The sequence below is a fragment of the Natrialba sp. PRR66 genome (assembly GCF_034808065.1).
Taxonomy (GTDB): domain Archaea; phylum Halobacteriota; class Halobacteria; order Halobacteriales; family Natrialbaceae; genus Natrialba; species Natrialba aegyptia.
Genome location: NZ_JAXHGN010000003.1, coordinates 361809 through 387807, shown reverse-complemented (window position 1 = coordinate 387807; position 25999 = coordinate 361809). Strand labels below are relative to the sequence as shown.

Genomic DNA, 25999 nt, shown 5'->3' with positions numbered 1-25999 from the left:
CGCTCGTACTTAAATAGCGTTCTGCGTCTCGAAGTCGTTGTCGTCATCGCCGTCCTCGGGGTCGTTCAGCATGTAGGCGACGCCGAATCCCGCTGACGTAATCACGAGAATAAAGCCGACGATTGCACCGACGAGCAACTGTGCGCCGCTGGGAGAGAGAGTCCCATCATCACCGCCGTACATCATTCCGATGGCGATCATCGTACCGAGCAATAGCAAAACGGCGGAGACGGCAACGACCAGTTCGATGAGACGCTCACGCTCGAGCATTACTGCTACTTTTATCGGGGCCGTCAAAAGCGCTTCGAACGGGCAACGGGGAGCGCACGGCAGGCGCGCCAGCCGGGTCGTGATTTAACTCGAATCGGTTACGGTTACGGTTACAGCTACAGTTACGCCGTTGCAACCGTTCGTTCGAGATCGCGCAACTGTTCGACACGGCGTTCCGTCGAGGGGTGGGTGCTGAACAGGCGACCGACGATGCCGGACTTCAGCGGGATGATGAAGAAAGCGTTCATCTCGGCTTCCTCGCGCAGGTCCTTATCGGGGACGTTATCGACCTCGCCCGAGATTTTCAGGAGTGCAGAGGCAAGGGCGGACGGGTTGCCGGTAATCGCCGCAGCGCCGCGGTCGGCGGCGAACTCGCGGTAGCGCGAGAGCGCGCGGATGAGCAGGTAGCTGACGACCCAGACGACGAGCGAGACGAGGATGGCGACGAGAATGCCGCCACCGCCGCGGTCGCCGCCGCGGCCGCGGCCGCCGCCGAAGAACGCGCCCCAGCGGACGATCATGAACGCGATGGTCGAGAGGAACGAGGCGATGGTCATGACCATCATGTCCCGGTTTTTCACGTGGGCGAGTTCGTGTGCGAGGACGCCGTCGAGTTCGTCGCGGTCGAGGGTGTTCAGGAGTCCGGTCGTGACGGCGACGGCGGCGTTGCGCTGGTTGCGACCGGTCGCGAAGGCGTTCGGGACGTTCGAGTCGACGACGGCGACCGACGGTTTGGGGAGGTCGGCCTGTTGGGAGAGGCGTTCGATCGAGCCGTGGAGTTGCGGGTACTCGTCGGCCGAGACCTTCTTCGCGCCCATGGTCCGGAGGGTGAGCGTGTCGCTGAAGTAGTACTGGACGAGCGAGAAGCCGCCGAACAGCAGCGCGATCATCCACAGTCCACCGCCGATGTACAGCGTGAGTACGCCGGCGAAGACGATGTACAGTGCAAATAGCAGGAACATCGTCAAAAACATTCGAGCCCGAAGCCCCCAATCCGACTGCCAGTTCATAACCTCCCCTAGGGGCCCTGAGGAAATAAGTATCATGACCGTGGTGGGCGGTTCGTCGGTCGAGTCGAACCGAACGTGTCACTGATAGAAGCGAGAAACAGACCGCCGCTGCAACCCCTTCGTTTCGCATGGAAACCCAGCGACGGGGGCCGTTCGATCCGGACGCATTCGACTGCCGTCTGACGAGCGACTGACGCCGCACGTGAACTCGTCGGACCCCCTCGTTTCGTGTCGAGTTCTCACGCTGTGAGACGTGATTTCAGAAATTCCCACCAAAAGGAAAGAGGGGGCGTCGCAGTGGAGTGTACTGCAACCGTCGGTCGACAACTCTTGTGCCTGCACGAACGGAAGCCACCGACTGTTCGGGGAGAGAAACAGTACTATCAATCGGATAGAAAAGGGGCGACCCGTCCGAGCATGGCCCGTATGGTCGAACATGATCGGCGGAACGTCCTGAAGTACGCCGGACTCGCGATGACCGGCGGCGCACTCGCAACTGGCAGTACAGTTGCTGATACCACCGGATCCGGAACCGGAGTGAACGGGATCGACGGATCGGCGGCTGAATCGCGCGGCTGGTCGTCGATCGGCGGGAATGCGGGCAACAACCCGGTCGTCTCGGCAGACGATGCGCCCGAGACACCGGTCACCGTCGCCTGGGAGTACGACCAGGCCGGTCCGGCGGCGGTCGTCGACGGCACCGTCTACCTGACGACCAACGGCGAGGTCCACGCCCTCGACGCGGCCGACGGCTCGGTCGAATGGCGGACGGACGCCATCGGCGCGAGCGGTACACCCGCCGTCGCGGACGACACCGTCTACGTCGGCGGCGAGCGCCTCACGGTGATCGACGCCGCAAACGGCGACCTCTGCTGTCAGCACGACCTGGGCTACGACGAGGACATCGCCTCGCCCGTCGTCGCAGACGGCCGCGTCCTCACCGTCGGCGACGGAACGCTGTACGCGCTCGACGCCGCCGAACGCGAACTCGCCTGGGAGTTCACACCCGACGGCGACCCGCTGTACGAGCAACCCGTCGCCGTCGGCGGCGACGCCGCGGTCGCGGTCAGCGAGTCCCGGGCGTTCGCACGTGAACTCGCGGACGGAACCGAGCGCTGGCGTCTCGACGAACCGGTCGGCGACGACGAACACAGTCGGTTCGCAAAGCCGAGCCATCGCCAGACGAGTTTCCCCGTCGCGACCGACGACGTGGTGGCGATCGGCAGCGCGGATACGGAGCCGGAAGCGATGTGGCCGCTCGGGTACACGACGCTGTACGACGTGGAAACGGGCGAACAACGCGTGAGCAGCGCTCGCGCGGCGTTCGATCCGGCAGCGATTACCGACGAGAGACTCTACGCACTGGAGTCGCACAACGCTCGGGGACACGACCGAGAAACCGGCGAAGAGGGCTGGGACACGGCGGTCAGCACGTATCAGGTGTCCTCGCTGGCTATCGGCGACGGCACCGTCTATGCGGGCCTGACGATTGACGGGGAGGCGTACGGTCCCGGCGAGGCACCCGAAGACGAAAACGGCGTGTACGCCTTCGACTCGGAGACCGGCGAGGTCGAGTGGAGCGTCGGAACGGACGACATTCCGACGATCGCGGTCACCGACGGGACGATCTACGCCAGTTCCGAGACGCTGGTCGCCATCCGCACTGAGGGCGACGACCGCGACGCTGAGTCTGCCGACGGGGAAGGGAACGAAGACGAGACCGACGGCGAAAGCGACGGAGAGGCGGACGGTAACGGAACCGAGTCCGATAGCTCCGATTCCACCGACGGAAACGATACCGGCGAATCGTCGACCGGCGGCGCGAACGAATCGGCGTCCGGGGCCGGGAACGGAAGCGAAACCGGAAACGGAAGCGGAGACGGCGACTTGGGCGAAGGAAACGTCGAATCGGAAGCCGACTCGAACGAGGAGAGCGAGGGTATGCCCGGTTTCACCGCCGGTGCGGGCGTCGTCGGTGCCGCGGCGGGAATCGAAGCCCTCCGCCGCCGAACCGACACGGACGAGACGGACGAGACGGACGAGTAATTCGGGACACTACCAGTAGTTGGGAATACGGTTTCTTTATTCAGTCATGGTGATGAACCTGAGTCGGTCGAGTCGTTACGTAGCGTTGCTTATCGACCAGTGAACGTCTACCGGGTCACTGTAATGTTCGTCCGTCCTGCTGAATATGGGACGTGATCTCGCGTGCGAACGTGGCCGCAGAGACGAGTCAATCGGTGTCGAAGAGTCAGTCTCACGAACCCCAACGCGCAACGACGAGTTCAATCGGGACGACGAGTACCCGCTCAACGTGGGTCTGAACGATCTCGAAACCGGCCTCAGCGAGGACGCCGCTGACATCGAAAGGGCGACTGTCGACCAGCGTCGGAAAAACCTCGTTGAGTCGCGCGTAGAGTAGGGGGATGGGATCGCTCACTGTAGCCGAGGGGCTGATGACACAGATTCGGCCCCCGGGTTCGAGTACGCGACGGAGTTCGCCGAGCACGGTTGTCCGGTGATCGTCTTCGAACAGTTCGAGCGTGAAGCTCACGAGAACGACATCGAAACTGTCGGAATCGAACGGCAACGCTACTGCATCGCCACAGACAACCGCGGACGGATCCTCGGTTTCGAGGCGATCCTGTGCGAACTGACACATCTGCTCTGCAACGTCGATCCCGACCACGTGGCCCTCGGATTCGACAGCGTGTTGCAACGTGACGATCCCGCGGCCGGTCCCACAGCCGACGTCGAGAACGCGGTCGTCGGGAGACACGCGGAGGGAATCGATTCCGCGTCGACGAAGACGACCCTGAAATGGATCGATGAGGACGTCGTAGTACCGGCTGAGCGCGTTATACCACGCTTTGCTGTGGCGCGTCTGTTCCCGCGTCACTGTCCTGTCCGCTCTTCCGATCCGCGAGAGAACCGACGGAAGAGATAGACGAGACCGAATAGTAGACCCCCACTAATCAGTCCGCCCACAAGTAGAATGAGCAGGATAAGGGTTGTGGGGATAGCAACGTTGGCAATCGGGAGCATCGTCATCGAGCGAGGATCCACGATGATGGACATCGATCAATGGTTCACTTTTGCTACATTTATAAGTTCGTTTGTATTTATCGGCCTCTGTGTATCACAGGAGGGGTCGTGTTGACCCGAGCGGCGAGGGAAACAACATTTGCTGAGCGACGACCGCCCACACGTACAGAGCGCGCCGTTTAACTCTCTCAGCCACCAATCGGTGATAATGAGTGATTCTCGCGCGTTCTGTCCCCGCTGTGGGGACCCTGTTCCCGAGCGATCGGCCGACGAGGCCGACGCCACCGACGCCGCCGACCCGCTGCGCCCCGGCAGCGAGGTCGATCTCTGTGACGCCTGCTATTTCGACGAGTTCGACTTCGTGGACGCGCCGGACCGAATCGACGTGCGTGTTTGCGCCCGCTGCGGGGCGGTCCACCGGGGGAACCGCTGGGTCGACGTGGGGGCGCAGGACTACACCGATATCGCGATCGAACAGGTGAGCGACGCGCTCTCGGTGCACGTCGATGTCGAGGACGTGGCCTGGCAGGTCGAACCCGAGCAGGTCGACGAGAACACGATCCGAATGCACTGTTTCTTCACCGGTGTCGTGCGGGGAACGCCGGTCGAAGAGCAGGTGACGGTCCCGGTCAAGATCGCCCGCCAGACCTGCACCCGCTGCGGCCGGATCGCCGGCGACTACTACGCCAGCATCGTCCAGATCCGCGCGGAGGGGCGCACCCCGACGAGCGAAGAAACCGAGCGTGCGGAGGAAATCGCCCACGATATCGTCGCCGACATGGAGGCGACGGGCGACCGCAACGCCTTCGTCACCGAAATCGGCGAGACCGACGACGGCCTGAACATCAAGGTCTCGACCAACAAGATCGGCAAGAAAATCTCGAACAAGATGGTCGAAGAGTTCGGTGGCACGATCAACGACGCCGAAACGCTCGTCACCGAAGACGAGGACGGCAACGAGGTCTACCGCGTCACCTTCGCCGTTCGCCTGCCGCCGTACACGCCGGGCGACGTTATCGAACTCGATGACGACGGCGAGGGGCCGGTCCTCGTCCGCAGCGCCCACGGGAACCTCAAGGGTGTTCGGGTGACGACCGGCGAGCGATACGAGGCCGATTACGAGGAGGGGGCCTCACCCGACGCCCGCAAACTCGGGGAACACGAGGATGCCGCGGAGACGACCGTCGTCACCGTCGAAGACGAGAACGCCGTCCAAGTGTTAGATCCGGAAACGTACCGAGCCACGACCGTCTCCCGGCCGGAGTACTTCGATCCCGACGCCGAGACGGTGCCCGTCCTGAAGAGCCGCGCCGGACTGCACGTTCTGCCCGACGAGGGCGAGACGGAGGAGCCGACGTGACGGACGACACTCCTGACGACGGCCCGCAGAACGGCGACGCCGGCCCGCAGAACGGCGACACCGGCCCGCAGAACGGCGACACCGGCCCGCAGAACGGCGACACCGGAGAACGGCGAACCGAATCGGCACTCGACCCGGCCGCCGCCGAAGTCCTCGGTCGAACGACCGCCGACGCGCCGCTCGCCGCCATCGTCGAAAAGCCGCGCACGGAGACTGCGATCGAATCGCTGCGCGCCGAGGGCGTCTACGACGACTCGCGACGCGTGCGCGAGACCGATGCCGAAAGAATCGCGCTGCCGATCACCGAGCCGCCCACTGAGACTGCCGTGCTCGATGTCGTCCGGCAACTCGATCCCGAACCGCGCACGACCGACCTTTCCGACCTGCTCGCCGAGCGCGGCTGGAGCGAGGCTGCACTCGAGTCGATCCCGAACTCGTGGGCCGTCATCGGCTCGGTGATCCAGGTCTCGATTCCGGAGGGATTTCCGGCCGACCGAAAGCAAACGCGAGAACGGGAGTTGGGTAACGCACTGCTCGAACTCCACGGCGAAGCCGACAGCGTGATCGCGGACGAAGGTATCGCCACCGAAGGCGAGGCGGGTCGCATGCGCGAACCGCGAACGCGGCACCTCGCCGGCGAGCGCGATACGGAGACGATCCACGCAGAACACGGCACGAAGTACGGTCTCGATCCGACGGAAGTCATGTTCTCGCCGGGCAACCAGGCCGAGCGCGTTCGGATGGGTGAACGCTGTGCGCCCGACGAGCACGTCTTCGACATGTTCGCCGGCATCGGCTACTTCACGCTGCCGATGGCCCGCGCCGGCGCGCGGGTGACGGCGACCGAGATCAACCCGACCGCGTTTCGCTACTTGGTCGAGAACGCACTCTTGAACGACGTGAGCGAGCACGTCGACGCCTACATGACCGACTGTCGCGACCTGGCCGGCGAGATCGACGCCGATCGCGTCGTTATGGGCTACTACGGCAGCGGCGGCCGTTCAGATGAGGAACCGAAAACGGGAACGGAAACGGAAGCAGAAGCGGAAGCGAACGCGGAATCCGAACACGAACTCGAAACTGAATTTGAAACCGAATCCGACCCCGAGTTCACCGCGAGAACAGCCGCCGCCCACACGTTCCTCGACGACGCCCTCGCCGCCCTCGTCCCCGGCGGGACCCTCCACTACCACGAGGCGACTCCCGAAACGCTGCTCTGGGAGCGACCGATCCAGCGCGTCGAAACCGCCATCGACGCCGCCGGCCGAACGCTCACTGAACTCGATCACCGCCGCGTCAAGAGCCACAGCGCCGGTGTCGACCACGTCGTTCTCGACGCGACCGTCGAGTGAGGGTCCTGTGGAACGTGCTGTCGCTTCCGTTGTGGGACTCGCCGTTGACCCTGAGCGGTGCAGTTAGAACCATTACATATCCGAAACCCGAGTTTTCAGAGACTGAGTAGTGGCTTGAGCGAGGAGAACGGCTGAAAACGAGAGTAGACGGTCGGTAACGCGAATTATTGCGCGCGTTTACCCTTACTACATATATACTTTTTGGCCGATTTCTACCGTAGAGAATGGTTATTACCATTTAACGAAATATTCATTAGAGTGTGACTGTGTCGCAAAAGAAAACGTTGCGACACAGACAGAGACATGAGTCGACACACATCGAAATCAGCGGTAATACGGAGTATGGCAGTCGTCTTTGCCCTCCTCATGATCACGTCGGTCCCGGCAATGGCGGGGATCAGCGGATCGAGTGGGGCAACGGAGACAACGCAATCAACATCGGCGGACGCTATCGAGGAGTCGCTCCGCACAGCGGACGGCACGACCGAGATGATCGTCCGGTTCGAGAGCGCAGACACCGCCGCTGCGACGAGTTCAGCCGATGCCGTCGAGATGATGCAATCGCAGGCTGACAAGTCGCAGGTGAAAGCCCAGAATTGGGCGGCAGAGACTGACGGCGTCGAGTTCGTCGAGAGCTTCTGGATCGCGAACGCGGCGCTGCTGGAGGTCGACACGGACGAAGTGTCGCCGAAGGAAGTGCTTCGGTACACCGGTGGCGAGCGCGTTCACGAGAACTTCGAGCTGTCGCTCCCGGAGAACCAGTCCGACGCTGACGAGAGCTACTCGCCGGCCAACGAGAGCGCCAACGTCACGTACGGCCTCGACATGATCAACGCGACCGAGGTCTGGGACGAACACGACACCCAGGGCGGGGGCGCTGGCGTCGCCGTGCTCGACACCGGCGTCGACGGCGACCACCCGGACATCGATATCGCCGACGAGAACTGGCAGGAGTTCGATAGCAACGGCGAGCCCGTCGACTCCGAGCCGAACGACGGCCAGGGTCACGGCACGCACGTGAGCGGCACGGTCTCCGGATCGGACGATCCGGCCGGCGACGTGCCCGCCTTCGGCGTCGCACCCAACGCTGAACTCTACCACGGGAAGGTGCTCGACGACAGCGGCGGCGGCACGTTCGCCCAGATCATCGCCGGGATGGAGTGGGCCGTCGACGACACCGACGCCGACGTGGTCTCGATGAGTCTCGGCGCGGACGGCTACGACAGTCAAATGATGGAACCGTCCGAGAACGCCCGCAACGCGGGCGTCGTGCTCGTCACGTCCGCCGGCAACTCCGGCAACGGCATCAGCGGCGTGCCGGGGAACATCTATCCAAACTTCGCGAGCGGTGCCGTTGACGCGGAGCACAACGTCGCCTCGTTCTCGAGCGGTGAAGAGATCGAGACGGCCGAGGCCTATCCCGACGCGCCCGAGTACTGGCCCGACAACTACACGGTGCCGAACGCTGCAGCACCCGGCGTCGACGTGCTGAGTTCGGTGCCCGGCGGAGGCTACGACGACACCTACTCGGGAACGTCGATGTCCGCACCGCACCACGCGGGGGCGTTCGCGCTGATGATCGCCGCCTCCGGCGGCGACGCCGACCGCGAGATGCTCTACGATGCGATGGAGGAGACCGCCTGGAAGCCGGCCGACTGGGACGAACCCGACGACGAGTACGACACCCGCTACGGCATGGGTATCATCGACGTCGCAGCCGCGACGAACATGGTCGCACTCGACAGCGGAATCGACGGCACCGTCACGGACGCCGCCGGTGAGCCGATCGAGGGCGCAACCGTCGCCATCGAAGACGGTCTCGAGACCGAAACGGACGCGAACGGTGAGTACAGCCTGGTCGCTCCGGCCGGCACCCACACCGTCACCGTCGACGGCTTCGGCTACGAGTCGACCAGCGCCGACGTGACCGTCACCGAAGAAAACACCACCGTCCAGGACTTCGAACTCGCCGACGCGCTCGACGCCGAACTGGCCGACGGCCAGCCCGACGGCGTCGAAGGCGGCGATGCGATCAACGTGACGACAACCGTTGCGAACGCCGAAACGGTCACCGTCGACCTCGCGGGCGACTACGACCCCGCAGACGCGACGCTGTACGTCGAGGGTGAGGAAGCCGCCTTCGGCGAACCGATCGACCTCGGCGGACCGATCTCGGGCGACCTGACGATCACCGTCGAAACGACCGAAGACACCGCGGGTGAACTCTCGCTCGAGCAGACGATCGGCGGCATGGGCGACGAACTGACCGTAAGCACCGGTCCGACGATGGTCTTCGAGGAGTACGTTCCCGTCGCCGTCGTGGACGACGCCGGTGCCCAGGGAGAGGCCGTCGCCGACACGCTCGACGGTTCGCTTCCGGAAATGTACGATCCCGTCGTGACGACGTCCGAGGACGCGATGGACGGCTACGACGTGATCGTCGTGCAGAACATCGAGACGGCGAACGCAGACGAGTTCGTCAGCGCAACCGAAGGGGGCGACACCGGCGTCGTCTACCTCGATCAGTGGGGCGACGGAAGTAACGGCATTCCGGCCCACTCCGAAGCGACCGGCGAGCCGGAATCCACGTTCGAGGACGACCTCGTCTCGCCACCGCTCGGATACGAACTGACCGCCGACCACGAGATCTTCGAGGGCGTCGGTGAGGCCGGCGATACCGTCGACCTCCACAACGCGCTCTTCGGCGATCACACCTGGTTTGAGGGCACCGAGTACGACGTGCTCGCGGAGACGACCGTCACCGGAGAGTCGGTCGGGTCCGGCTTCGCCGTCGACGACGAGAGTTCGACGATCCTGGCGTCGAACCTGGGATACACGGCCTTCGTCACCGGCGGTGACTACACGGCGGACGCCGACGCGATCCTGTCGAACTCGGTCGAGTACCTGGTTTCGGGTGCCGACGAGCAGGAGAGCGCCCTCATGTTCGGCGAGGGCGACTACATGGGATCCATTGGCGAGACGACGACGGTCGAGATCAACACGAGCGCTGAGGCCGTGGCCGGCTACGAGACGCAAGTCCACTTCGATCCCGACGTCGTGCAGGTAGAGGGCGTCGAAGGCGTCGACTTCGCGGACCCGGTCACGAGTATCGACAACGAGAACGGCACGGTCTCGCTCGCACAGGCCCAGAGCAGCACCGAAGCGATGCCGACCCTCGCCGAGATCGACTTTGAGTTCATCGCCGAGAGCGATACCGAAACCGACCTCGTGTTCGACGAGGACAACACCTACCTCAACGACGAAGCGGGCGAGGTCAACGTCACGCTGGTCAACGGAACGATCGCGTCGGCTTGGCCCGGTGACGTGAACGCCGACGGGACGGTCAACACGCTTGATGCGACGTTCACCCAGCAGTATCTCAGCGGCGAAGAACCGAACGGCACCTTCCACGAGGAACTCGCCGACATGAACGATAACGGCGAAGTCGATGCCGGCGACGTGACGAGCATCCTCGAGGAGATCGTCAACACGCACGGTATCCAAGCACTCGCGTAAGCGACCGACGGCACAGTCTACGAAACACACCATCGAATCGCCACGTGGCGATTCCGTCTGTATCCGCGGGTCGTACTGGGACCGACCTCGCGGCCGCAGGCTGCGGAGAACTCACATTATTTCCAGATCCAATGACACGTACGAGATTGACGCCACGACTGTTCGTTCTCACACTGATCGTCGTCCTCGTGACGACAGCGATGGCCGCGACAGCAGCGACGGCGGCGACACCCGTCTCCGAAACGGGCGCGGACGCACAGCCGACGATCCACACGACCAGCGACCAGGGCGCACTGCTTACGACCAATGCGGACGAGACGCTCACGCTCGAGGTCCTCGAGGAAACCGACGAGACCATCACCGTCGCCATCTCCTCGACGGCCGCCGATACCGCCGGCTTTCAGGCGAACCTGAGCTACGATCCCGACGCGACGAGCGTCGCCGACTTCGCGTTCGAGGATCTCGACGGGATGGCCGAGGACAACGTCGACCCCGACACCGGTCACCTCTTCCTGACCGAGTCCGTCGTCGGAGCCGACAGCCTCGACGAACCGACCCTCGCAACGGTGACGTTTACCGTCGGCGAGGACGGTCTGGACGAACTCGAGTTCGTCGACGACGACTCGCTCGTGAGCGACAGTGACGGCGAGGTAATCAGTGGCGAAGACGATGGCGACGACGGCGAGTCGCCGCCTGCAAGCGGTGGCGGTGGCAGTAGCGGTGACGACGATAGCTCCGGGAACAGCGGTGGGGGCGGCGCTGGAACGAGTGATAACGGCGACGAAAACGGAGACAACACTGACGATACCGACGGCGACGGCGGTAACGAAACAGATGACGGAGCGGCCGACGGCGGGTCGGACGAATCGGGCGACAGCGACGGTGACGGTGACGGAAGCGCCAGCGACGATGACGATGCCGGAACGACCGATGGCGACGACAGCGACGGCGATGCAGAGAGCGATGGCGATGACGGCGGGGTAAGCGACGATACGGACGGCGAAACGACCGACGACGGGAACGGTAGCGACGACGAGGGAAGCGACGGACTGCCGGGCTTCACCGGTGGCATCACGCTCGGCGTGCTGGTAGCCGTCCTGGCCGTTCTCGGTGCGACGACGCGCCGACGGGACTAACGGCTCCCGTCTGTGACGGTTTTCGTTGATTTGGCTATTTTGTGGTTTCAACGGGTTTGATTAGTTGACAACACGGATACAGACGAGTTCAGTGCAACTCGACGAGCGATTACGGGAGCGTCGGCGACGACGAACGCGACGTCGGCGACGGACGTGACATTCATACGATCGGAGCGAATCAAGGAAACCATGAACCGAAACCAGATCATCGCGCTCGTCTTCGCGTTCCTCATGGTGACCTCGGTGTTCGCAGGCGTTCTCGCTGCATTTTAGCGCGGGTACCGAGCCGGATTCGAAGACGGAACGCAAACGCCGATCGGACGACGGACGGGATGGGACGTCCGCGCCGGGCAGCGCAGGGCGTATCGCTGGCAGGCAGCGATAGGTAGCACGAGAGGGAGCGTCGGCTTTCATACGAACGACCGTTAGTGCCGGGACAGCCCCACTCGTCTGTGGCTCGGCATCCTCCATACTGTCGTCCTCCGTCCTGCGAGTGTGCCGAGAAATCAATACAGCAGTCCGTCTCAGTAACCCGAATTACGAACCGTCCGTCTCCCAGACATCGGCGAGCGGACTCGACGACGAACGCGACGAGTTCGATGAACTCGATGAACTCGATGAACTCGTCGCGGAGTTCGACGACCGGCCTGATCGGTGCGGTCGGCTCCCGGAACGGCCGCGACGACGCGCGTTCGTTTCTCCATTTGTTGAACGCCCCGTACCGCTTCCAGCGCGGGCGGCCTGCGGATCGAACGCCGGGAGGTCGGGGCGGGTCATACGATCGACCTGCGCACTGAACCAGTCCGGTGTGTCCGTGCGAGCGCGGTCGAACAGATCGAGGAGACTCGAGTCCGCGAGGTAGGTCGCGCCGTGGTCGTCCGGCGCGCGAACGACGCGCCCGCAGGCCTGGATGATAGTTCGTAACGCGGTGCGGTAGTACCAGGCCCACTGGCCCTCTTCGAGTCGGTGGGCGACCCGCGAATCGCCGGTGTTGAGATACGGCGCTTTGCAGAGGACCTGCCAGCGACAGAGGTCACCCTTCAGGTCCAGCGCCTCCTCCATCTTCACCGAGAGAAAGACATCAGGGTCGTCGCTTGCCTTCCACTCCTCTAAGTCGGCGTCGCGGCCGTCGCGATCGTGAACTCGGATGCGGTCGCCGACGCCGAAATCGCACAGGAGTTCGGCGAGCCGTCCCTGAATGTCGTAGGAGTGAGCGTGAATCAGCCCCTTTTCGTCGGGGTGGCGCTGCATGAGACGGACGATGGTGCGGGCGATATCCGGCGTCGTTTCGTCCCGGTGCTCGTAGGTCATCTTCCCCTGCGTCACGTCGTACAACGGCCGGTTTTCGACGGGGAATGTGTGGCCCACGTCGACCAGCGCGACGGCTTCGGGGTCGAGTCCGACCTGCCGGCAGAAGGCCGCCTTATTGAGGATGGTCGCCGAGAGGAGGGCGAACTTGTTTCCGCGGTCCCAGACGGTGTGTGCGAGGTACTTCTCGGGGTTCATCGGTTTGATGGTCAGGGGACCGCCCCGCGCCTCGTCGGTGTCGTCGTCCGTTCCGTCGCCGGTATCGCCCGCGTGCGGCTCGGATTGATCGACCAGCCACGTCGTCGGACTCTGCGGGTCGCGGTAGTCCGAGACGAACCAGTCGAGTTCGCCGATGAGTTCCTGCAGGCGGTCGCGTTCGCGAACTTCGCGTGGCGACAGCGACTCCTGGGAGAGGAGGTCGTCCTTCCGCCGGGTACAGGTCTGTTCGAGGTTTTCGGCGTAGCGGACGGCACGTTCGATGCCGTCGATCTGCGGGACGCGCAGGTCGTCCCAGAAGGGGACGGTTCGTGGGCCGAGTTGGATCGTCGCGTACATTTCGGCCCACTCGGCGAGGCCGTGGGCTTCGTCGATGACGACGACATCGCGCTTGCGAAAGACCTCGCTGCCGGCGGTCTGCATGAAGTACGCGAGCGTCATCGCCGCGATTTCCCGGTTCGAGGCGATGGCGCGGTCCGAAAAGTACGGACAGCGGTGTTTGACCGAGCAGTCGTAGCCGCGCTCGCGAACGCAGGGTGCCTGGTTGACCGGCGTATTGCGTTCCTCGGGGAGGATGCAGGTGTAGTTCGATTTCCCTCGAATGACGTTCAGGTCGGCGAGCAGGTCGTCGGCCGCCACGTCGTCGAGCTGGGACACCTGCGGCGTCGTGTAGTAGGCTCCCGTGGCCTCGCTCGGGTCGGCGTCCTCGACGGTCCGGGCACAGCCGGCGACGGCACGGGCCAGAAGGGACTTGCCGCTGCCGGTCGGCGCGCGAACGAGCACCACGTCGTTGCCGGCCGCGAAGGCATCGCGAATGTCGCGGAGGGCCTGCTCCTGGTTCCCGCGGTAACTGGGGGCTGGAAAGGCTTCGAAGAGCCGATCGGGATTCACCGTCTGACTCACGGACCGGCCGACTCCTAAAGGCTACGGAGCGTCGCTCGCGCTGAACCGTTCGGCTGCAGTGACCGAGTTCAGGCGAGCGATCGTGAACTCGTCAGTGCGGATCGAATCGGCGGTAGGCGCTGGATACTCGGGGGTAACTGACCGATTACAAATACGGATTCCGTCCTCGGATTGACGTGCGGAAGGGTCGCTCAGCGGTAGAGCACCGCGGTGCCAGCCGACACTGTCCCTGGCCCGCGGCGGCAGCATGCCTCGTGGCGTTCAAATCCCACCCCTTCCGTGTACGGTTGCGGGCAACATGACCGTTCCCGTTGCCATTGCCGCCACACGACGGGCGGCTTGCGTGTCCATGGCTCGCGTTCGGTCCGGCTAACGCGAACGCGGGCGATGACTCATGTCTCTTCCGAGGATCGTTCGGTACTGAGGGGTGTTGCGTTGTACCTCACGTTCACGAGATCCACGTCCGCTTCTACCGCGTCTTCGTGCTCCCCTTCCTGCTCCGCGGTCGTACTCAGATCAAAGCTACGGGTGGTTCGAGGACGAACGTGCCGGAGCCACCTGCGAGTTCTCGTGATCGACCCGTTCGAGCCGAGCGATATCGTCGGCGGTCGGGTTGTCGGGAACGACGTCGAGACAGGGAAAACACAGCAGGTGTTCCGTCCCGTCTTGCAGTTCGAGCGTGATCGCCGAGCCGTCGCTGCCGTCGTTTTCGCCGAAGGTCCAGAGGTTGGCGACGCCGCCGGCAACGGTGACCGGTCGCCCGCAGCCGTCGCAGGCGTTCGGTGTCATATCCGATGGTTGTTCCGAGCGCTGAAAGTCGTTCCCCCCGACTTGCGAGGTGAGCGCTGACCGTCTCCCTGCAGCCGGCGAGTTATACGGCATGCAATGGTACCATCGACTATGGAGGTGCACTGTGACGGCTGTGCGGGCTGTTGTATGGACTGGACAGCACTTCTCGAGCGCGACGGTGACGGGAGCGAGAACGGAACCGAACTCGAGTGCAGCACAGATGCCGACAGTGGCAGTTCCGAAGCGGGGCTCTCGGAATCAAGTCCGCGCGGTCGGGTCGGCAATTCGGACGCGGGCGCGACGAGCCGGCCTCCGTTCGACTCGGACGCCAACTTCGTGCCGCTCACCCGCGAGGAGGTTCGAACCTTGCTGGAGCGAGGGCTGGCCGCCGCGATGACGCCCCGGTTCTGGCACGCCCGCGACGAGAGCGAAGCGGTCGAAATCGACGGGCACGCCGTCGCCGCGATCGCGGACCGCCCGGTTTTCTTCGTCGGCCTCCGAAAACCGCCGAAACCCGTCACCCCTTTCGGTCGCACGGAGCCGACGTGGCTCCCAGCCTGCGTCTTCCTCGATCCGACGACGCTCCAGTGTCGCATCCACGACGAGGAGCACTTTCCGACCGAGTGCGGGGCCTATCCCGCCCACAATCTCGAACTCGACCAGGAAACCGAGTGCGAACGCGTCGAAGCCGCCTTCGGCGGCGACCGACTGGTCGACGACCGCGTCACCGACGACGAAATCGCAGACGAGCCGCTACTCGGCTTGCAGGCCATCGGTGAGAAACTCTTCTGTCATCCTCAGCCAACTGAACTCGAGGGCGTTATCGATCGTCTCGAGGCCGGTACCCTCCGACCGGCCGACCGCGCGGAGTGTCTCGCGGTCGCGAGCGCCTCGAGTTCGGGAACGCTGGCGGTCTCCGAATCCCACTACGAACAGGGGAAAGCGCGGGCGCTCGAGGCGATGGACGGCGACACCGGCAATGACAGTGATGACGGCCATGACGACGATACCGACGGTGACGCCGCAGCGGGCGAGTCGGAGACGCGCTCCTGGGTCGGCCCCGCCATCCGCGAGTGGACCCGGCGCTACCGCCACCACCAGCAGTCGACGCCGGGAGACGCCACCCCGCCAGCCGAACTCGCAGTCGACATCGAGGAAGCCCGTGGCGCTCCCGAGACGCCGGGCTGGGACGCGCTCGAGTGAACGAGGGCCGTCGGGTGCGGTCGTCGCTGAACTCGGCGATGTCTCTGTGAACGCGCGAGTGCAGGAGTACAGGAGTCAGTACGACAGTGGAGTGCAGCGGGTAGCCGCGGCTCAGGGCGTAATTGATGGGAAAACGGCGATGGATCGATCGCCACTAGTCCGACTTGATCTCCTCGAACTGGTCCAACAGATCCTCGGCGGATTCGCCGGCGTCGTACTCTACGCGGCCGTGATATATCGTTCGTTCGTCATCGAAGTCGGCATCGACTCTCGACGCCTGTTGTTCGCGGCGCTCGTGTTCGTCTTCGTCATAGGCACCCATTGACATGGCAAGTATGCACATAGTAGGGTCGGTTCGCATATCAATGTAACGGTCGTTCATATCCGAAGTCACTCACGAGGTCGGGACGGTTGAAACGTCTCGCAAAACGTATGCACGGCCGCCCCGTAACACGAGTGTGGCAAAGCCGCTTCGCTTTCGCTATTCGCCCACATCCTGGAGCGAGCAGCGAGTTCGACAGAAGATTCTCCAGCCACTTCGATCGAATATCGGTGCACGTGCAGTGACGCCGCAGTTCGAGATCGGTGCCGACTGGGAAACACACCGCTTCGAGATGCAAAACGACGACGTCGCCCTCTTTGCGCGTACCGACGACGAGGCCTACTGGATGGGCAACACCGAGACGCCCTCGTCGCTGTGGCGGACGGACAAGTACGGCTGGGACGAGATTCCCTATCACGTCTCGCGGTGGGCCCAGCGTGAACTCCTCGCGACGCTTCACGAGGGCGATCCGTGGCTCGCAGACTATCCGCACCTCTCGTGGTACTTTCTGCCGGTATTCATGTCGAAAGACGGGCGCGAATCGACGCGGGCGTTCTTCCGCCAGCACGCCGCGGGCTTTCCCGACGCGAGTCGGCGGGAGACGACGCGATTCTTCGAGGAGTTTCTCACGACCGGCGTTCTCGACGAGTATCGACACGTCATGTCGGGAAAACTCGGCACCAGCGCCCACGTCGACCGCGTTCGGATGAGCGCCGCGATGGGCGAGTTCATCGCCGCCAAAATCCTCGCCGACGCGGGCTATACGGTCACGCCCGAAATCGAGGTAACGACGGGCCACTCGCTCGATTTCCGGGCGGAGGACGAGGAGACGAACGTGCTCGTCGAGGTGACTCGTCCGCAGCCGCCGGGAAATCGGGCCGCATCCGGGCCGGTCGCGGCAGTTCGTGATACGGCGGAAACGAAGACCAACGGCCAACTCGCAGAACACGGCGGCGGCGCGGTGTTGTTCGTCGACTGCTCGAGTTTCCGCGACGACGCCTGGGCGGCGGTTCGTGGCGAGCAGCCGGACGTTCGCCACCGGCCAGCCGTCGTCTACCGGACCCGTCCGAACGGCCGCGTCGAGGGCTATCGAAAAGGATCGGTGCCCCTCGAGTTCGGCGACGCGATCGAGTTCATCGACTGAGACGGTCTGCTGTAACGATTTACCGGCGCAACCGCGTCCCCTGCGGTTGCGCCGGAAATGACTGACAGCAGTCCGTATGACTCGCGATTCGCCGCGACTTACTCGACCAATCGCTCGATTTCCGTCACCAGAATATCGCTCGCACCGGCCTGTTTCACGTCGGTGATCGTCTCGAAGACGGCCCGCTCGTCGACGACCGCGTGGACGGCGACCTTCTCGCCGCCGCCGTTCGCGATGTCCATCACCGTCGGCCCGCCCAATCCGGGGATCACGTCGCGGACATCGTCCAGTCGATCCTCGGGCACGTTCATCATCAGGTAGCGCTTGCCTTCGGCCTGTTTGACCGACGCCAGCGCGGTCCGCACCTCCTGAATCTTTGGCTCCTCGCGAACGTCCTCGCGGGCGAACAGCCGCACCGAACTCGAGAGAACCTCCTCGATGATGCCGAGGCGGTTCATCTTCAGCGTCGTGCCGGTGCTCGTGATGTCGACGATGGCGTCCGAAATCTCGACGTGTGGCGTTAACTCCGTCGCGCCGGTGACCTCCACGACGTTCGGCTCGAGTCCCCGCTCCGCGAAGAACTCGCGGGTGACGTTCGGGAACTCGGTCGCGACGGTTCCGCCCGCCAGGTCGTCGACCGACGCAATCGACCCGTCTTCGGGCGCGGCGAGGACGAGCCGACAGCGACCGAACTCGAGGTCGAGGAGTTCCGCCACGTCCGTAACCTGTGCCTCCCGAACCTGGTCGTAGCCGGTGATTCCCATGTCCGCGGCCCCGTCGGCGACGTACTCCGGAATGTCGGCCGCGCGGGCGAAGAGCACGGACACGTCGGGATCGACCGTATCGGCGTAGAGCTGGCGGTCCGCACCGTTCTCGAGGTGGAGCCCCGCCCGCTCTAACAGGTCGATCGTCGGCTCGTGCAGGCGGCCCTTGTTGGGAACGGCGATTCGCATTGCCACTCCCTTCGGTATCGGCGGGCAACTGTCTTTTCATCGAGGCGGGTTTCGCTGGTCGAACCGGTCACGGCGTCGTCGGGACGGGGCCCGGCTGCTGGACTTGCTCCGCAAACAGCATCTCGAGCAGCGCCGGCGTCACGTAGGCTTCGACGACGGCGGCGAGGACGAGCAAGAGCCAGGCAAACCCGACGAGCGCGGCGGTCCGAGCGAGATACGGCCTGGTGAGAAACGCCTCGCGGGACCCGAGGACGCGCTCGCCGAACCGAGTCACGAGTCGAAAGCCGACGCCGGCGGCGATGAACAGCGCCGGGAGTTCAAAAATACCGTGGGGAACCAATCCCGCGACGATGAACTCGACCCCGACGAGTTCACCGACGGCAGCGCCGACGTTACCGACGATAATGCCGTTGGCGACCATGATGAAGGCGGTGAGCAGGCCGAGCGAGAGCGCGCCGCCGATGGCCAGGAGGAACGGCACGGAGTTGTTCTGGATGAAAAAGGAGGCCGTGAGGTCGAGTTCGAGTTGGCCCTGTTCGCTCCCCGGCCCGGAGTCGGGGGCGAGCCCTTCCTGAAGCAGTTCGGCGAGCAGATCGAGTAAGTTGACGCCGGCGAGCAGGAGGCCGATACCGAGGAGGACGCCGAACGCGAAGAGGCCGGTCGCCGCCCAGGTGGCGCGGCGGTGTTCGTCCCACGCGGCGCTCAGGGCGTCGAACAGTCCCGGGACGGCGGTCCGCGAGACGACGGCGAGTGCCGCGAAGCCGAACCCGAGCGCGGTCGCGCCGATGACGGGGCTGCTATCAGGTTGCGTCACGGCCGTTATCGCGGCCGACAGGAACGAAGCGAGCGCGAGTCCGAGAACGAGCACCGTCCAGTTTCGCCGGGCGGTCGGGCTGGCGGTGGGGCCGTCTGTCATAGCAGTACCGTCAGAGACTGACATAGAACAACCCACACAGCCAGACTCCTATATAAGTCACGGGTGGTCCTCCCGAAATAGAATTATTAATTAACCACCGTTCGGCCACCAAATCAAGTAGGTTCCCAGAAATCCAAACAAGATATGACATAGCAGAAAACATTTCTATAATAATTAGACAAGGTAATCTATGCACAACCCAGGTCGTTCTGAACTGATTCTCGGGGGAGTGCTAATGATTCCGGGTATTATCGCCGGGATTTTTGTCGACGCTCTCCCGAAGCAGGTGTTATTTGATCCGAGAGTTGTTGCTGACAGTATCGTTGGTGCAATATTCATTGGGGGATGGGGACTGTCGGAAGGCGGTGGGAAAGCTGTTCTAGTGAGTATGGCGTTTCTTGGGCTTGCCCTTCTGTCTCTCCTTTACTACGTCGGGGCTGTTGCCGTCATCGTGAGCGTGGCGTCCATCGTCCGTAATAGCTGATAGAGAGGAGTAAACAGCATCTTCCTAGTTGAGGAAAGTATTCTCTCTCAGAGACGGTATCTGGATGGGTTCCAAAAAGGAAGTGTCCCAATCATTACATCCCTTCACCGACCGATCGATGGGAAGGCAGTAGGTATGATATTCGTTCTATGACACCCACGTACCGTCACGGAAATCGGGGATAAATCCGCCGACTGTGTCCGGGTGTCCGACCGCGGGGGCCGTCACGAGCGGTGCGGATCGTTGGTTTCGGTGGTGGTTCCCCGCGAGGCGTCGGCGTGTGAGATTGAAAATCAGAAGAAACATTGACAACTCGGTGGAACAGCATTACATGAGCGGTCGAGTTGGGCCGTCGATGTGGTTCCCGGACCGGTCCCCGACGCGGACGGATATCAGCATGATCGGGGTTGGAGTCGTGCTACTCCTCGTGAACGTGCCGTTTCACCAGCCGTTATCGTGGCGAGCAATCGCTGTCGGATTCGTCGCGGTTCTCTTCGTACTCGGCCCGGGAGCCAACACGCAGCTCGCAGCGTCCGTCGGTCAGTGGTTCCGAGAGATCGGAGCCGATGGCCGGATGGGCGTCATCCTCCTGTACTGCTGTGCGGTGGTCCTACTACTTGTAGTCGTTCCGATACGGCTTACGTTCCTCCCGCACGCCTTCATCGGTGGGATACTGGCGAACACGCTGTACGCCGTCGCCTACGTGGCGTGGGCCAAGAAGGGACGCGGATGGTGGATCAATCAGGACACTAACTGATACGGACTGCTGTAAGTCATTTCCGGCGCAACCGCAGGACGGGCGCGGTTGCGCCGGTAAATCGTCACAGCAGACCGTATGAGAGGGGCAGTGGCTGCCGTGAGAGTAGAAAGGGTGTGACAGAGCACTCCCACCGACCGATTCGCGAGTTCACTGTACCGATCACTAGTGAGCGGAGTCGAGATTTGGGCCGAGACAGGCGACCTCCACGGGGCGAGCGAAGCCAGCGAGCAGATCAGGGCCTACCGTGGATACTGCTGAGACGGTGAGTGCCACGAGAGGAACCCGCCTCGAGTTCGCACTCAAATACGACGGGAGTGGACCGGCGGTGCTCTCGAACGGGAACACCAGTTCCAGTGGAAATGAAGGGGCACAAGCGGCGGGACCAAACGCGACTGGCCACTACCGCGGCGGCGCACTCGTAACCGTTACGCTAACACGGCCGACCGCGAAACGATGCGTATGGCGACACTCGCGATTACCGGCGGACAACTCCTTCGCCCGGACGGCACGATTGCCCGCGCAGACGTGCTCATCGATCAAGACGAGGGGACGATCCTCGAACTCGGCGACGACCTCGCCGGCACCGGCGATGCGACCCTCGACGCCTCGAACGCGCTCGTCACGCCCGGCTTCGTCAACGGTCACTCACACGTCGCGATGACCCTCCTTCGTGGCCACGCCGACGACAAACCGCTCGACACCTGGCTCCAGGAGGACATCTGGCCCGCCGAGGGCGAACTGACGCCCGAGGACATCCGCGTCGGTGCCGAACTCGGCCTGCTCGAGATGATCAAGTCCGGCACCACCGCGTTCGCGGACATGTACTTCGAAGTCCCCGAAATCGCGGCTGCGGTCGACACGGCGGGACTTCGCGCCCGCCTCGGCCACGGCGTCGTCACCGTCGCAGCCGACGAGGCGGCCGCCCGCGAGGACGCCCAGACGAGCATCGACGTCGCTCGTGAACTCGACGGCGCGGCGGACGGACGCATTTCGACGGCCTTCATGCCCCACTCGCTGACGACGGTCGGCGAGGAGTACTTAGACGAGTTCGTTCCGAAGGCCCGCGAGATCGGGGTGCCGATCCACTACCACGCGAATGAGACGACAGACGAGGTCGCGCCGATCGTCGAGGAACGGGGAATGCGACCGCTCGCGTACGCGGCGGAGAAGGGGATGCTCGAACCCGAGGACTTCGTCGCACACGGCGTCCACGTCGACGAGAGCGAGATCGAACTGCTCGCGGAGGCCGGGACGGGCGTCATCCACTGTCCAGGCTCGAACATGAAACTGGCCAGTGGCATGGCACCGGTCCAGCGACTGCTCGACGCGGGCGTTACGGTCGGCCTCGGCACCGACGGCGCGGCTTCGAACAACGACCTCTCCTTGCTTGATGAGGCGCGCGATGCGGCCATGGTCGGCAAACTCGAGACCGGCGACGCGAGCGCGGTTCCCGCCGAGGCCGTCGCCGAGTTCCTCACGCACGGCACCGCCGACGCGATCGGGCTCGACACCGGCCGACTGGAGCCGGGCGCAGCCGCCGATCTCGCCGTGATCGACCTCGACGCGCCGCATCTGACGCCGCCCCACGACCTCGTGAGCCACCTCGCGTACGCGGCCGCCGCGGCCGACGTGAAACACACGATCTGCGACGGGCAAGTGCTCATGCGTGACCGCGAGGTGCAGACGCTCGACGAGCGTGCGGTGTGCGACCGGGCGAGCGAGCACGCCGCGGCACTGGTTGATCGCGCCGCGGAGTGAGGCGACCGACCGTCTCGGCGTGAACGGAATCCGAACGCTCAGAGGACCCAATAAACAGTATACTCGTCTTTTGGACGGTCTCGCTGATTCGAAAACCGACCGAACGAACCCGAACCGCCGGCGGGCTTTATTCACAAAACTCGAACTGTCGTGACTTGCAATGAGTTATCACAACCACGTTGCAATCGCAATCGCTGCACTGGTCGTCCTCTCCGTGGCCGCCTTCCCCGGCGCGGTCGCCGCGGACGAATCGACCAGCGAGCCAGCGCTCGAAATCGACGTTGCACAGGACGAGACGGTGACCGTTACCGTCACGGAAAACGACACCGTCGTCGACGAGATGAACCTGACCGTCACCGCAGTCGATGACAACGAAACGTACGCGGACGCCGGCACCTACACCGGCGTCGACGGCGAGTTCACTCTTTCGCCCCCGGACGGAAACGAGTCGATTGAACTCGCGTTCGACGCGACGGTCGGGAACGCGACGGTCGAAACGACCGAGACGATCGACGGAGCCGCCGCCGAGAACGAGACCCCCTTCGGCGAACTCGTCTCGCAGTTCGTCGCGGACAACAAGAACGAAACCGACGGACCGTTCGGCCTCGCGGTGGCCAACTTCGTCGTCGAGAACAACCCGGGTAACGCGCCCGATCACGCCGGACCGCCCGCACACGCGGGTCCGGGCAATGACGGCGACGCAACCGACCGGCAGGGCCCGCCGGCTCACGCCGGACCGGGCGGCGATGACCCTGCCGACGGCGATGTCAATAGCGAGAACTCGACGGCTGAACTCGACGACGCGGACGACGAGACGGTCGACGAGGAGCAGAACAGCGACGACGACACCGAAGACGAATCCAACGGCGGCGGTCCGCCATCACACGCCGGAGCGAACGGTAACAACCGCTAACGACACCGACCGTACGAAATACCACATCCGCCATCGGACGACAGCTCTCCCATCCAGAGGCACCACCCACCACGTCGCTTTCTCGTCGCCGATGCCGGTCTCGACCGCGGCGGTCATCGCCACCGGCCGTCCATGCCGCTGGCACACCGCCGTCGTCTGTCAGCCTGAACTCGATCCAGATTCGCAGGCAGCGCTCGTTTTGACTGGTTGCCTTCGGTAGCGTTTTGGCCCCCGTCGCACTCACTCGATGTATGAGCGACTATCAGCGGATCAGCGAACAGCTGGACGACATCGCCAACGCTCGCGAGGAGGGGCGTCGGAAGATGGACTGGGCCGCCCAACACATGCCCATTCTCGAACACGTCCGCGACGAGTTCACCGCGGACCGGCCGTTCGAGGGCGAGCGGATCGGGATGGCGATGCACGTCGAGGCGAAGACGGCGATGTTGGTCGAAACGCTCGCCGAGGGCGGCGCGGAGGTGGCCATTACGGGCTGCAACCCGCTCTCGACGCACGACGATGTCAGCGCGGCCTTGGACAGCCACGACAACATCACGAGCTACGCGAAACGCGGCGTCGACGACGAGGGGTACTACGCCGCCATCGAGGCCGTCATCGACCACAAGCCGACGATCACCGTCGACGACGGAATGGACCTCGTCGCCGCCATCCACGAGGACTATCCCGAACTGATCGAGACCATCATCGGCGGGGCCGAGGAGACGACCACGGGCGTCCACCGCCTGCGCGCGATGGACGAGGACGGTGCACTCGAGTACCCGGTGTTCGCGGTCAACGACACGCCCATGAAGCGCCTGTTCGACAACGTCCACGGCACCGGCGAGTCCTCGCTCGCCTCCATCGCCATGACCACGAACCTCTCGTGGGCCGGCAAGACGGTTGTCGTCGCCGGCTACGGCTACTGCGGCAAGGGCGTCGCGAAGAAAGCATCGGGCCAGAACGCGAACGTCATCGTCACCGAAGTCGAGCCCCGGCGCGCCCTCGAAGCCCACATGGAGGGCTACGAGGTCATGCCGATGGCCGAGGCCGCCGCGGTCGGCGACGTCTTCCTCACGACGACCGGCAACCGCGACGTCATCGTCGACGAGCACTTCGAGAAGATGCAAGACGGCGTCCTGCTCGCTAACGCCGGCCACTTCGACATCGAGATCGACCTCGACGCGCTCGCCGAGCGCTCCGTCGACCACTACGAAGCCCGCGACGGCGTCGACGCCTACGAGATGGCAGACGGCCGCCGGCTGAACGTCATCGCCAAGGGTCGCCTCGTCAACCTCGCCGCCCCCATTTCGCTCGGCCACCCCGTCGAAGTTATGGACCAGTCCTTCGGCGTCCAGGCCGCCTGCGTTCGCGAACTCGTCGACAACGGCGACGACTACGACGCCGGCGTCCACGACGTGCCCGACGAACTCGATACGGAAATCGCCGAAATCAAACTCGAGGCCGAGGGCGTCGAGTTCGACTCGCTGACGGACACCCAGCGCGAGTACATGGACAGCTGGGACCAGGGAACGTAACTGCCACACAACGCGTTCGTTCGGAACGCGGGCCTTCGGATCGGGCGTGCTGGGTCCGGATGCTCGGGCGTTCCGGTGTTCGTACGCCCTCTGTTGACTCTCGCGAAGTCGTTCGAGCGGAACGGCCATCACCCTGAACTGGGTCGGGTGTGAGAATCACCTATCGAATGCCAGAGACCCCGTCAGCGTCCGATGAAAGACCGACCGATTCCGCCGAAGCGATCGCTGACGAGAACGCGGGGAAAAGCGACGGCAGTCGCACGGACGAGAAGGAGGAACGCATAGGGGAGGAACACGGAGGGGAAGAACCACCAACGGATCCGCGGTCGTACTCGATCGGGCCGTTGCTCAAACGCTCACACATCGACTCGGACGGCCACCTGGAGGTCAGCATCTACGTCGAGGGCACCGGCTCCCTCGACGACATCGACCTCGACGTGTTTCTCAAACGCCCGCGGATCGACCCCGGCGAGCGAATCGAACTCGGCATCTTCGTCTCGGGCTGTGACTCCGTCGCCGAGGAAACGATCAGCGTCTTTCACGACCACGACGACGTGCTCGATCTGACCGATCCGGGAACGGTGCGTCGAAACCGCGTCGATTCGAGCGAGACCGCGGGACCAACGAACGGGGCGTCGAGCGGCGAGGCGAACGTGACCGCGGCCGACGACGAAACTGCACCCGAAACGGTGGCCTCGCCCTCGACGCTGTTTCAGCACGGAACGGCGACCGACGATCGAGAACTCCGACAGAAGCCGCTCGACGGCAATAGCCGCGATGATCCCGCCTACATCCTCGAGTTCAATACGCGAGCGAGTGCGACGCCCGGGCGATACCGGCTGCCGGTCGTGCTCACGTATCGGTCCGAGGCGGGAATCAAACAGGAGAAACACGTCCAGACCGTTCGCGTGAATAACTGGCGCGAACGGTGGGAGCCGTGGGTGACTCGCGGTGTGCTTCTGGGCGGCGTTCTCGGCGTCTGTAGCGCGGTCTATGGTGGCGGTTCCGTACCAATTCCTGGGGCGCTGGGAGTGGGGTTGTGAAAACGGCGATCGCCACCGGTGTGGCGGACAGGAGAGAGGAACGCCCAAGAGGGCAGCCCGCAA

General features: G+C 64.0%; 20 protein-coding genes, 1 tRNA gene and 1 pseudogene. 14 read left to right on the top strand and 8 right to left on the bottom strand.

Features of this window, described 5'->3' with window-relative positions; all coding sequences use genetic code 11:
• Nucleotides 1-9: 9 nt before the first annotated feature.
• On the bottom strand, nucleotides 10-270 hold the full coding sequence (locus SM755_RS12380; protein ID WP_006110680.1) for a hypothetical protein: 261 nt from the start codon (nucleotides 268-270) through the stop codon (nucleotides 10-12).
• Between the two features lie 122 nt (nucleotides 271-392).
• Nucleotides 393-1280, bottom strand: a complete 888-nt coding sequence (gene htpX / locus SM755_RS12375) for a zinc metalloprotease HtpX (RefSeq protein WP_323172929.1) — start codon at nucleotides 1278-1280, stop codon at nucleotides 393-395.
• A gap of 426 nt (nucleotides 1281-1706) precedes the next feature.
• Here htpX and SM755_RS12370 point away from each other — a divergent pair, with 426 nt between their 5' ends.
• On the top strand, nucleotides 1707-3326 hold the full coding sequence (locus SM755_RS12370; RefSeq protein ID WP_323172928.1) for a PQQ-binding-like beta-propeller repeat protein: 1620 nt from the start codon (nucleotides 1707-1709) through the stop codon (nucleotides 3324-3326).
• Between the two features lie 211 nt (nucleotides 3327-3537).
• On the opposite strand, the gene SM755_RS12365 is transcribed toward SM755_RS12370, so the two are convergent.
• A complete protein-coding gene (locus SM755_RS12365) occupies nucleotides 3538-4179 on the bottom strand; it encodes a methyltransferase domain-containing protein (RefSeq protein WP_323172927.1) in 642 nt (213 codons plus the stop codon).
• Nucleotides 4180-4533: 354 nt separating this feature from the next.
• Here SM755_RS12365 and SM755_RS12360 point away from each other — a divergent pair, with 354 nt between their 5' ends.
• From SM755_RS12360 to SM755_RS12345, 4 genes are all read left to right on the top strand, one after another.
• On the top strand, nucleotides 4534-5685 hold the full coding sequence (locus tag SM755_RS12360; RefSeq protein WP_323172926.1) for a 60S ribosomal export protein NMD3: 1152 nt from the start codon (nucleotides 4534-4536) through the stop codon (nucleotides 5683-5685).
• Complete coding sequence (locus SM755_RS12355) at nucleotides 5682-7037, top strand: class I SAM-dependent methyltransferase family protein (protein WP_323172925.1); 1356 nt, start codon at nucleotides 5682-5684, stop codon at nucleotides 7035-7037. The genes SM755_RS12360 and SM755_RS12355 overlap by 4 nt, the downstream gene beginning before the upstream one ends.
• A 342-nt stretch (nucleotides 7038-7379) precedes the next feature.
• Nucleotides 7380-10553, top strand: a complete 3174-nt coding sequence (locus tag SM755_RS12350) for a S8 family serine peptidase (RefSeq protein WP_323172924.1) — start codon at nucleotides 7380-7382, stop codon at nucleotides 10551-10553.
• Between the two features lie 131 nt (nucleotides 10554-10684).
• Complete coding sequence (locus tag SM755_RS12345; protein WP_323172923.1) at nucleotides 10685-11689, top strand: hypothetical protein; 1005 nt, start codon at nucleotides 10685-10687, stop codon at nucleotides 11687-11689.
• Nucleotides 11690-12226: 537 nt separating this feature from the next.
• Here the strand turns inward: SM755_RS12345 and SM755_RS12340 are convergent.
• A complete protein-coding gene (locus tag SM755_RS12340; RefSeq protein WP_323172922.1) occupies nucleotides 12227-14116 on the bottom strand; it encodes an ATP-dependent DNA helicase in 1890 nt (629 codons plus the stop codon).
• Between the two features lie 180 nt (nucleotides 14117-14296).
• Between SM755_RS12340 and SM755_RS12335 the strand changes: the two genes are divergently transcribed.
• A tRNA-Gly gene (locus SM755_RS12335) sits at nucleotides 14297-14396 on the top strand.
• 242 nt (nucleotides 14397-14638) lie between these two features.
• On the opposite strand, the gene SM755_RS12330 is transcribed toward SM755_RS12335, so the two are convergent.
• Nucleotides 14639-14905, bottom strand: coding sequence for a hypothetical protein (locus SM755_RS12330; RefSeq protein ID WP_323172921.1), 267 nt, complete (start codon nucleotides 14903-14905; stop codon nucleotides 14639-14641).
• A gap of 111 nt (nucleotides 14906-15016) precedes the next feature.
• On the opposite strand from SM755_RS12330, the gene SM755_RS12325 reads away from it, so the two are divergent.
• Nucleotides 15017-16108: a YkgJ family cysteine cluster protein gene (locus tag SM755_RS12325; RefSeq protein WP_323172920.1), complete on the top strand. Its 1092-nt coding sequence runs from the start codon at nucleotides 15017-15019 to the stop codon at nucleotides 16106-16108.
• A gap of 154 nt (nucleotides 16109-16262) precedes the next feature.
• Here the strand turns inward: SM755_RS12325 and SM755_RS12320 are convergent, their stop codons facing one another.
• The gene (locus tag SM755_RS12320; protein ID WP_006110690.1) at nucleotides 16263-16436 is read right to left on the bottom strand and encodes a DUF5786 family protein; all 174 of its coding nucleotides are present in this window, start codon (nucleotides 16434-16436) and stop codon (nucleotides 16263-16265) included.
• 130 nt (nucleotides 16437-16566) lie between these two features.
• Between SM755_RS12320 and SM755_RS12315 the strand changes: the two genes are divergently transcribed.
• Nucleotides 16567-17574 carry a DUF5784 family protein gene (locus tag SM755_RS12315; RefSeq protein WP_323172919.1) on the top strand — a complete coding sequence of 336 codons (1008 nt, stop codon included), beginning with the start codon at nucleotides 16567-16569 and terminating at the stop codon, nucleotides 17572-17574.
• A 98-nt stretch (nucleotides 17575-17672) separates the two neighbouring features.
• Here SM755_RS12315 and hisG read toward each other — a convergent pair whose 3' ends face one another.
• Entirely contained in the window at nucleotides 17673-18527 is an 855-nt protein-coding gene (gene hisG / locus SM755_RS12310) for an ATP phosphoribosyltransferase (protein WP_323172918.1), read from the bottom strand.
• A 67-nt stretch (nucleotides 18528-18594) separates the two neighbouring features.
• A pseudogene (locus SM755_RS12305) lies at nucleotides 18595-19455 on the bottom strand (stage II sporulation protein M); the annotation flags it as partial.
• A gap of 178 nt (nucleotides 19456-19633) precedes the next feature.
• Between SM755_RS12305 and SM755_RS12300 the strand changes: the two are divergent.
• The 6 genes from SM755_RS12300 to SM755_RS12275 all read left to right on the top strand — a co-directional run bounded on the left by SM755_RS12300 (nucleotide 19634) and on the right by SM755_RS12275 (nucleotide 25936).
• A complete protein-coding gene (locus SM755_RS12300) occupies nucleotides 19634-19927 on the top strand; it encodes a hypothetical protein (RefSeq protein ID WP_323172917.1) in 294 nt (97 codons plus the stop codon).
• Nucleotides 19928-20258: 331 nt separating this feature from the next.
• Nucleotides 20259-20684, top strand: a complete 426-nt coding sequence (locus SM755_RS12295; protein ID WP_323172916.1) for a hypothetical protein — start codon at nucleotides 20259-20261, stop codon at nucleotides 20682-20684.
• Nucleotides 20685-21146: 462 nt separating this feature from the next.
• Nucleotides 21147-22445 (top strand): amidohydrolase, encoded by a 1299-nt coding sequence (locus SM755_RS12290; protein ID WP_323172915.1) that lies wholly within the window; start codon nucleotides 21147-21149, stop codon nucleotides 22443-22445.
• A gap of 160 nt (nucleotides 22446-22605) precedes the next feature.
• Entirely contained in the window at nucleotides 22606-23358 is a 753-nt protein-coding gene (locus SM755_RS12285) for a hypothetical protein (RefSeq protein WP_323172914.1), read from the top strand.
• A gap of 251 nt (nucleotides 23359-23609) precedes the next feature.
• Entirely contained in the window at nucleotides 23610-24893 is a 1284-nt protein-coding gene (locus SM755_RS12280) for an adenosylhomocysteinase (protein ID WP_323172913.1), read from the top strand.
• 167 nt (nucleotides 24894-25060) lie between these two features.
• Complete coding sequence (locus SM755_RS12275; protein WP_323172912.1) at nucleotides 25061-25936, top strand: hypothetical protein; 876 nt, start codon at nucleotides 25061-25063, stop codon at nucleotides 25934-25936.
• The last annotated feature ends 63 nt before the right edge of the window (nucleotides 25937-25999 follow it).

What these genes read in the sequence shown, in the direction of transcription:
- SM755_RS12350 (WP_323172924.1), top strand. Translation starts at nt 7,380, where the DNA reads ATGGCAGTCGTCTTTGCCCTCCTCATGATCACGTCGGTCCCGGCAATG.
- SM755_RS12300 (WP_323172917.1), top strand. Translation starts at nt 19,634, where the DNA reads ATGCACAACCCAGGTCGTTCTGAACTGATTCTCGGGGGAGTGCTAATG.
- SM755_RS12280 (WP_323172913.1), top strand. Translation starts at nt 23,610, where the DNA reads ATGAGCGACTATCAGCGGATCAGCGAACAGCTGGACGACATCGCCAAC.
- SM755_RS12370 (WP_323172928.1), top strand. Translation starts at nt 1,707, where the DNA reads ATGGTCGAACATGATCGGCGGAACGTCCTGAAGTACGCCGGACTCGCG.
- SM755_RS12290 (WP_323172915.1), top strand. Translation starts at nt 21,147, where the DNA reads ATGGCGACACTCGCGATTACCGGCGGACAACTCCTTCGCCCGGACGGC.
- SM755_RS12325 (WP_323172920.1), top strand. Translation starts at nt 15,017, where the DNA reads ATGGAGGTGCACTGTGACGGCTGTGCGGGCTGTTGTATGGACTGGACA.
- hisG (WP_323172918.1), bottom strand. Translation starts at nt 18,527, where the DNA reads ATGCGAATCGCCGTTCCCAACAAGGGCCGCCTGCACGAGCCGACGATC.
- htpX (WP_323172929.1), bottom strand. Translation starts at nt 1,280, where the DNA reads ATGAACTGGCAGTCGGATTGGGGGCTTCGGGCTCGAATGTTTTTGACG.
- SM755_RS12360 (WP_323172926.1), top strand. Translation starts at nt 4,534, where the DNA reads ATGAGTGATTCTCGCGCGTTCTGTCCCCGCTGTGGGGACCCTGTTCCC.
- SM755_RS12320 (WP_006110690.1), bottom strand. Translation starts at nt 16,436, where the DNA reads ATGTCAATGGGTGCCTATGACGAAGACGAACACGAGCGCCGCGAACAA.
- SM755_RS12345 (WP_323172923.1), top strand. Translation starts at nt 10,685, where the DNA reads ATGACACGTACGAGATTGACGCCACGACTGTTCGTTCTCACACTGATC.
- SM755_RS12380 (WP_006110680.1), bottom strand. Translation starts at nt 270, where the DNA reads ATGCTCGAGCGTGAGCGTCTCATCGAACTGGTCGTTGCCGTCTCCGCC.
- SM755_RS12285 (WP_323172914.1), top strand. Translation starts at nt 22,606, where the DNA reads ATGAGTTATCACAACCACGTTGCAATCGCAATCGCTGCACTGGTCGTC.
- SM755_RS12275 (WP_323172912.1), top strand. Translation starts at nt 25,061, where the DNA reads ATGCCAGAGACCCCGTCAGCGTCCGATGAAAGACCGACCGATTCCGCC.
- SM755_RS12330 (WP_323172921.1), bottom strand. Translation starts at nt 14,905, where the DNA reads ATGACACCGAACGCCTGCGACGGCTGCGGGCGACCGGTCACCGTTGCC.
- SM755_RS12295 (WP_323172916.1), top strand. Translation starts at nt 20,259, where the DNA reads ATGAGCGGTCGAGTTGGGCCGTCGATGTGGTTCCCGGACCGGTCCCCG.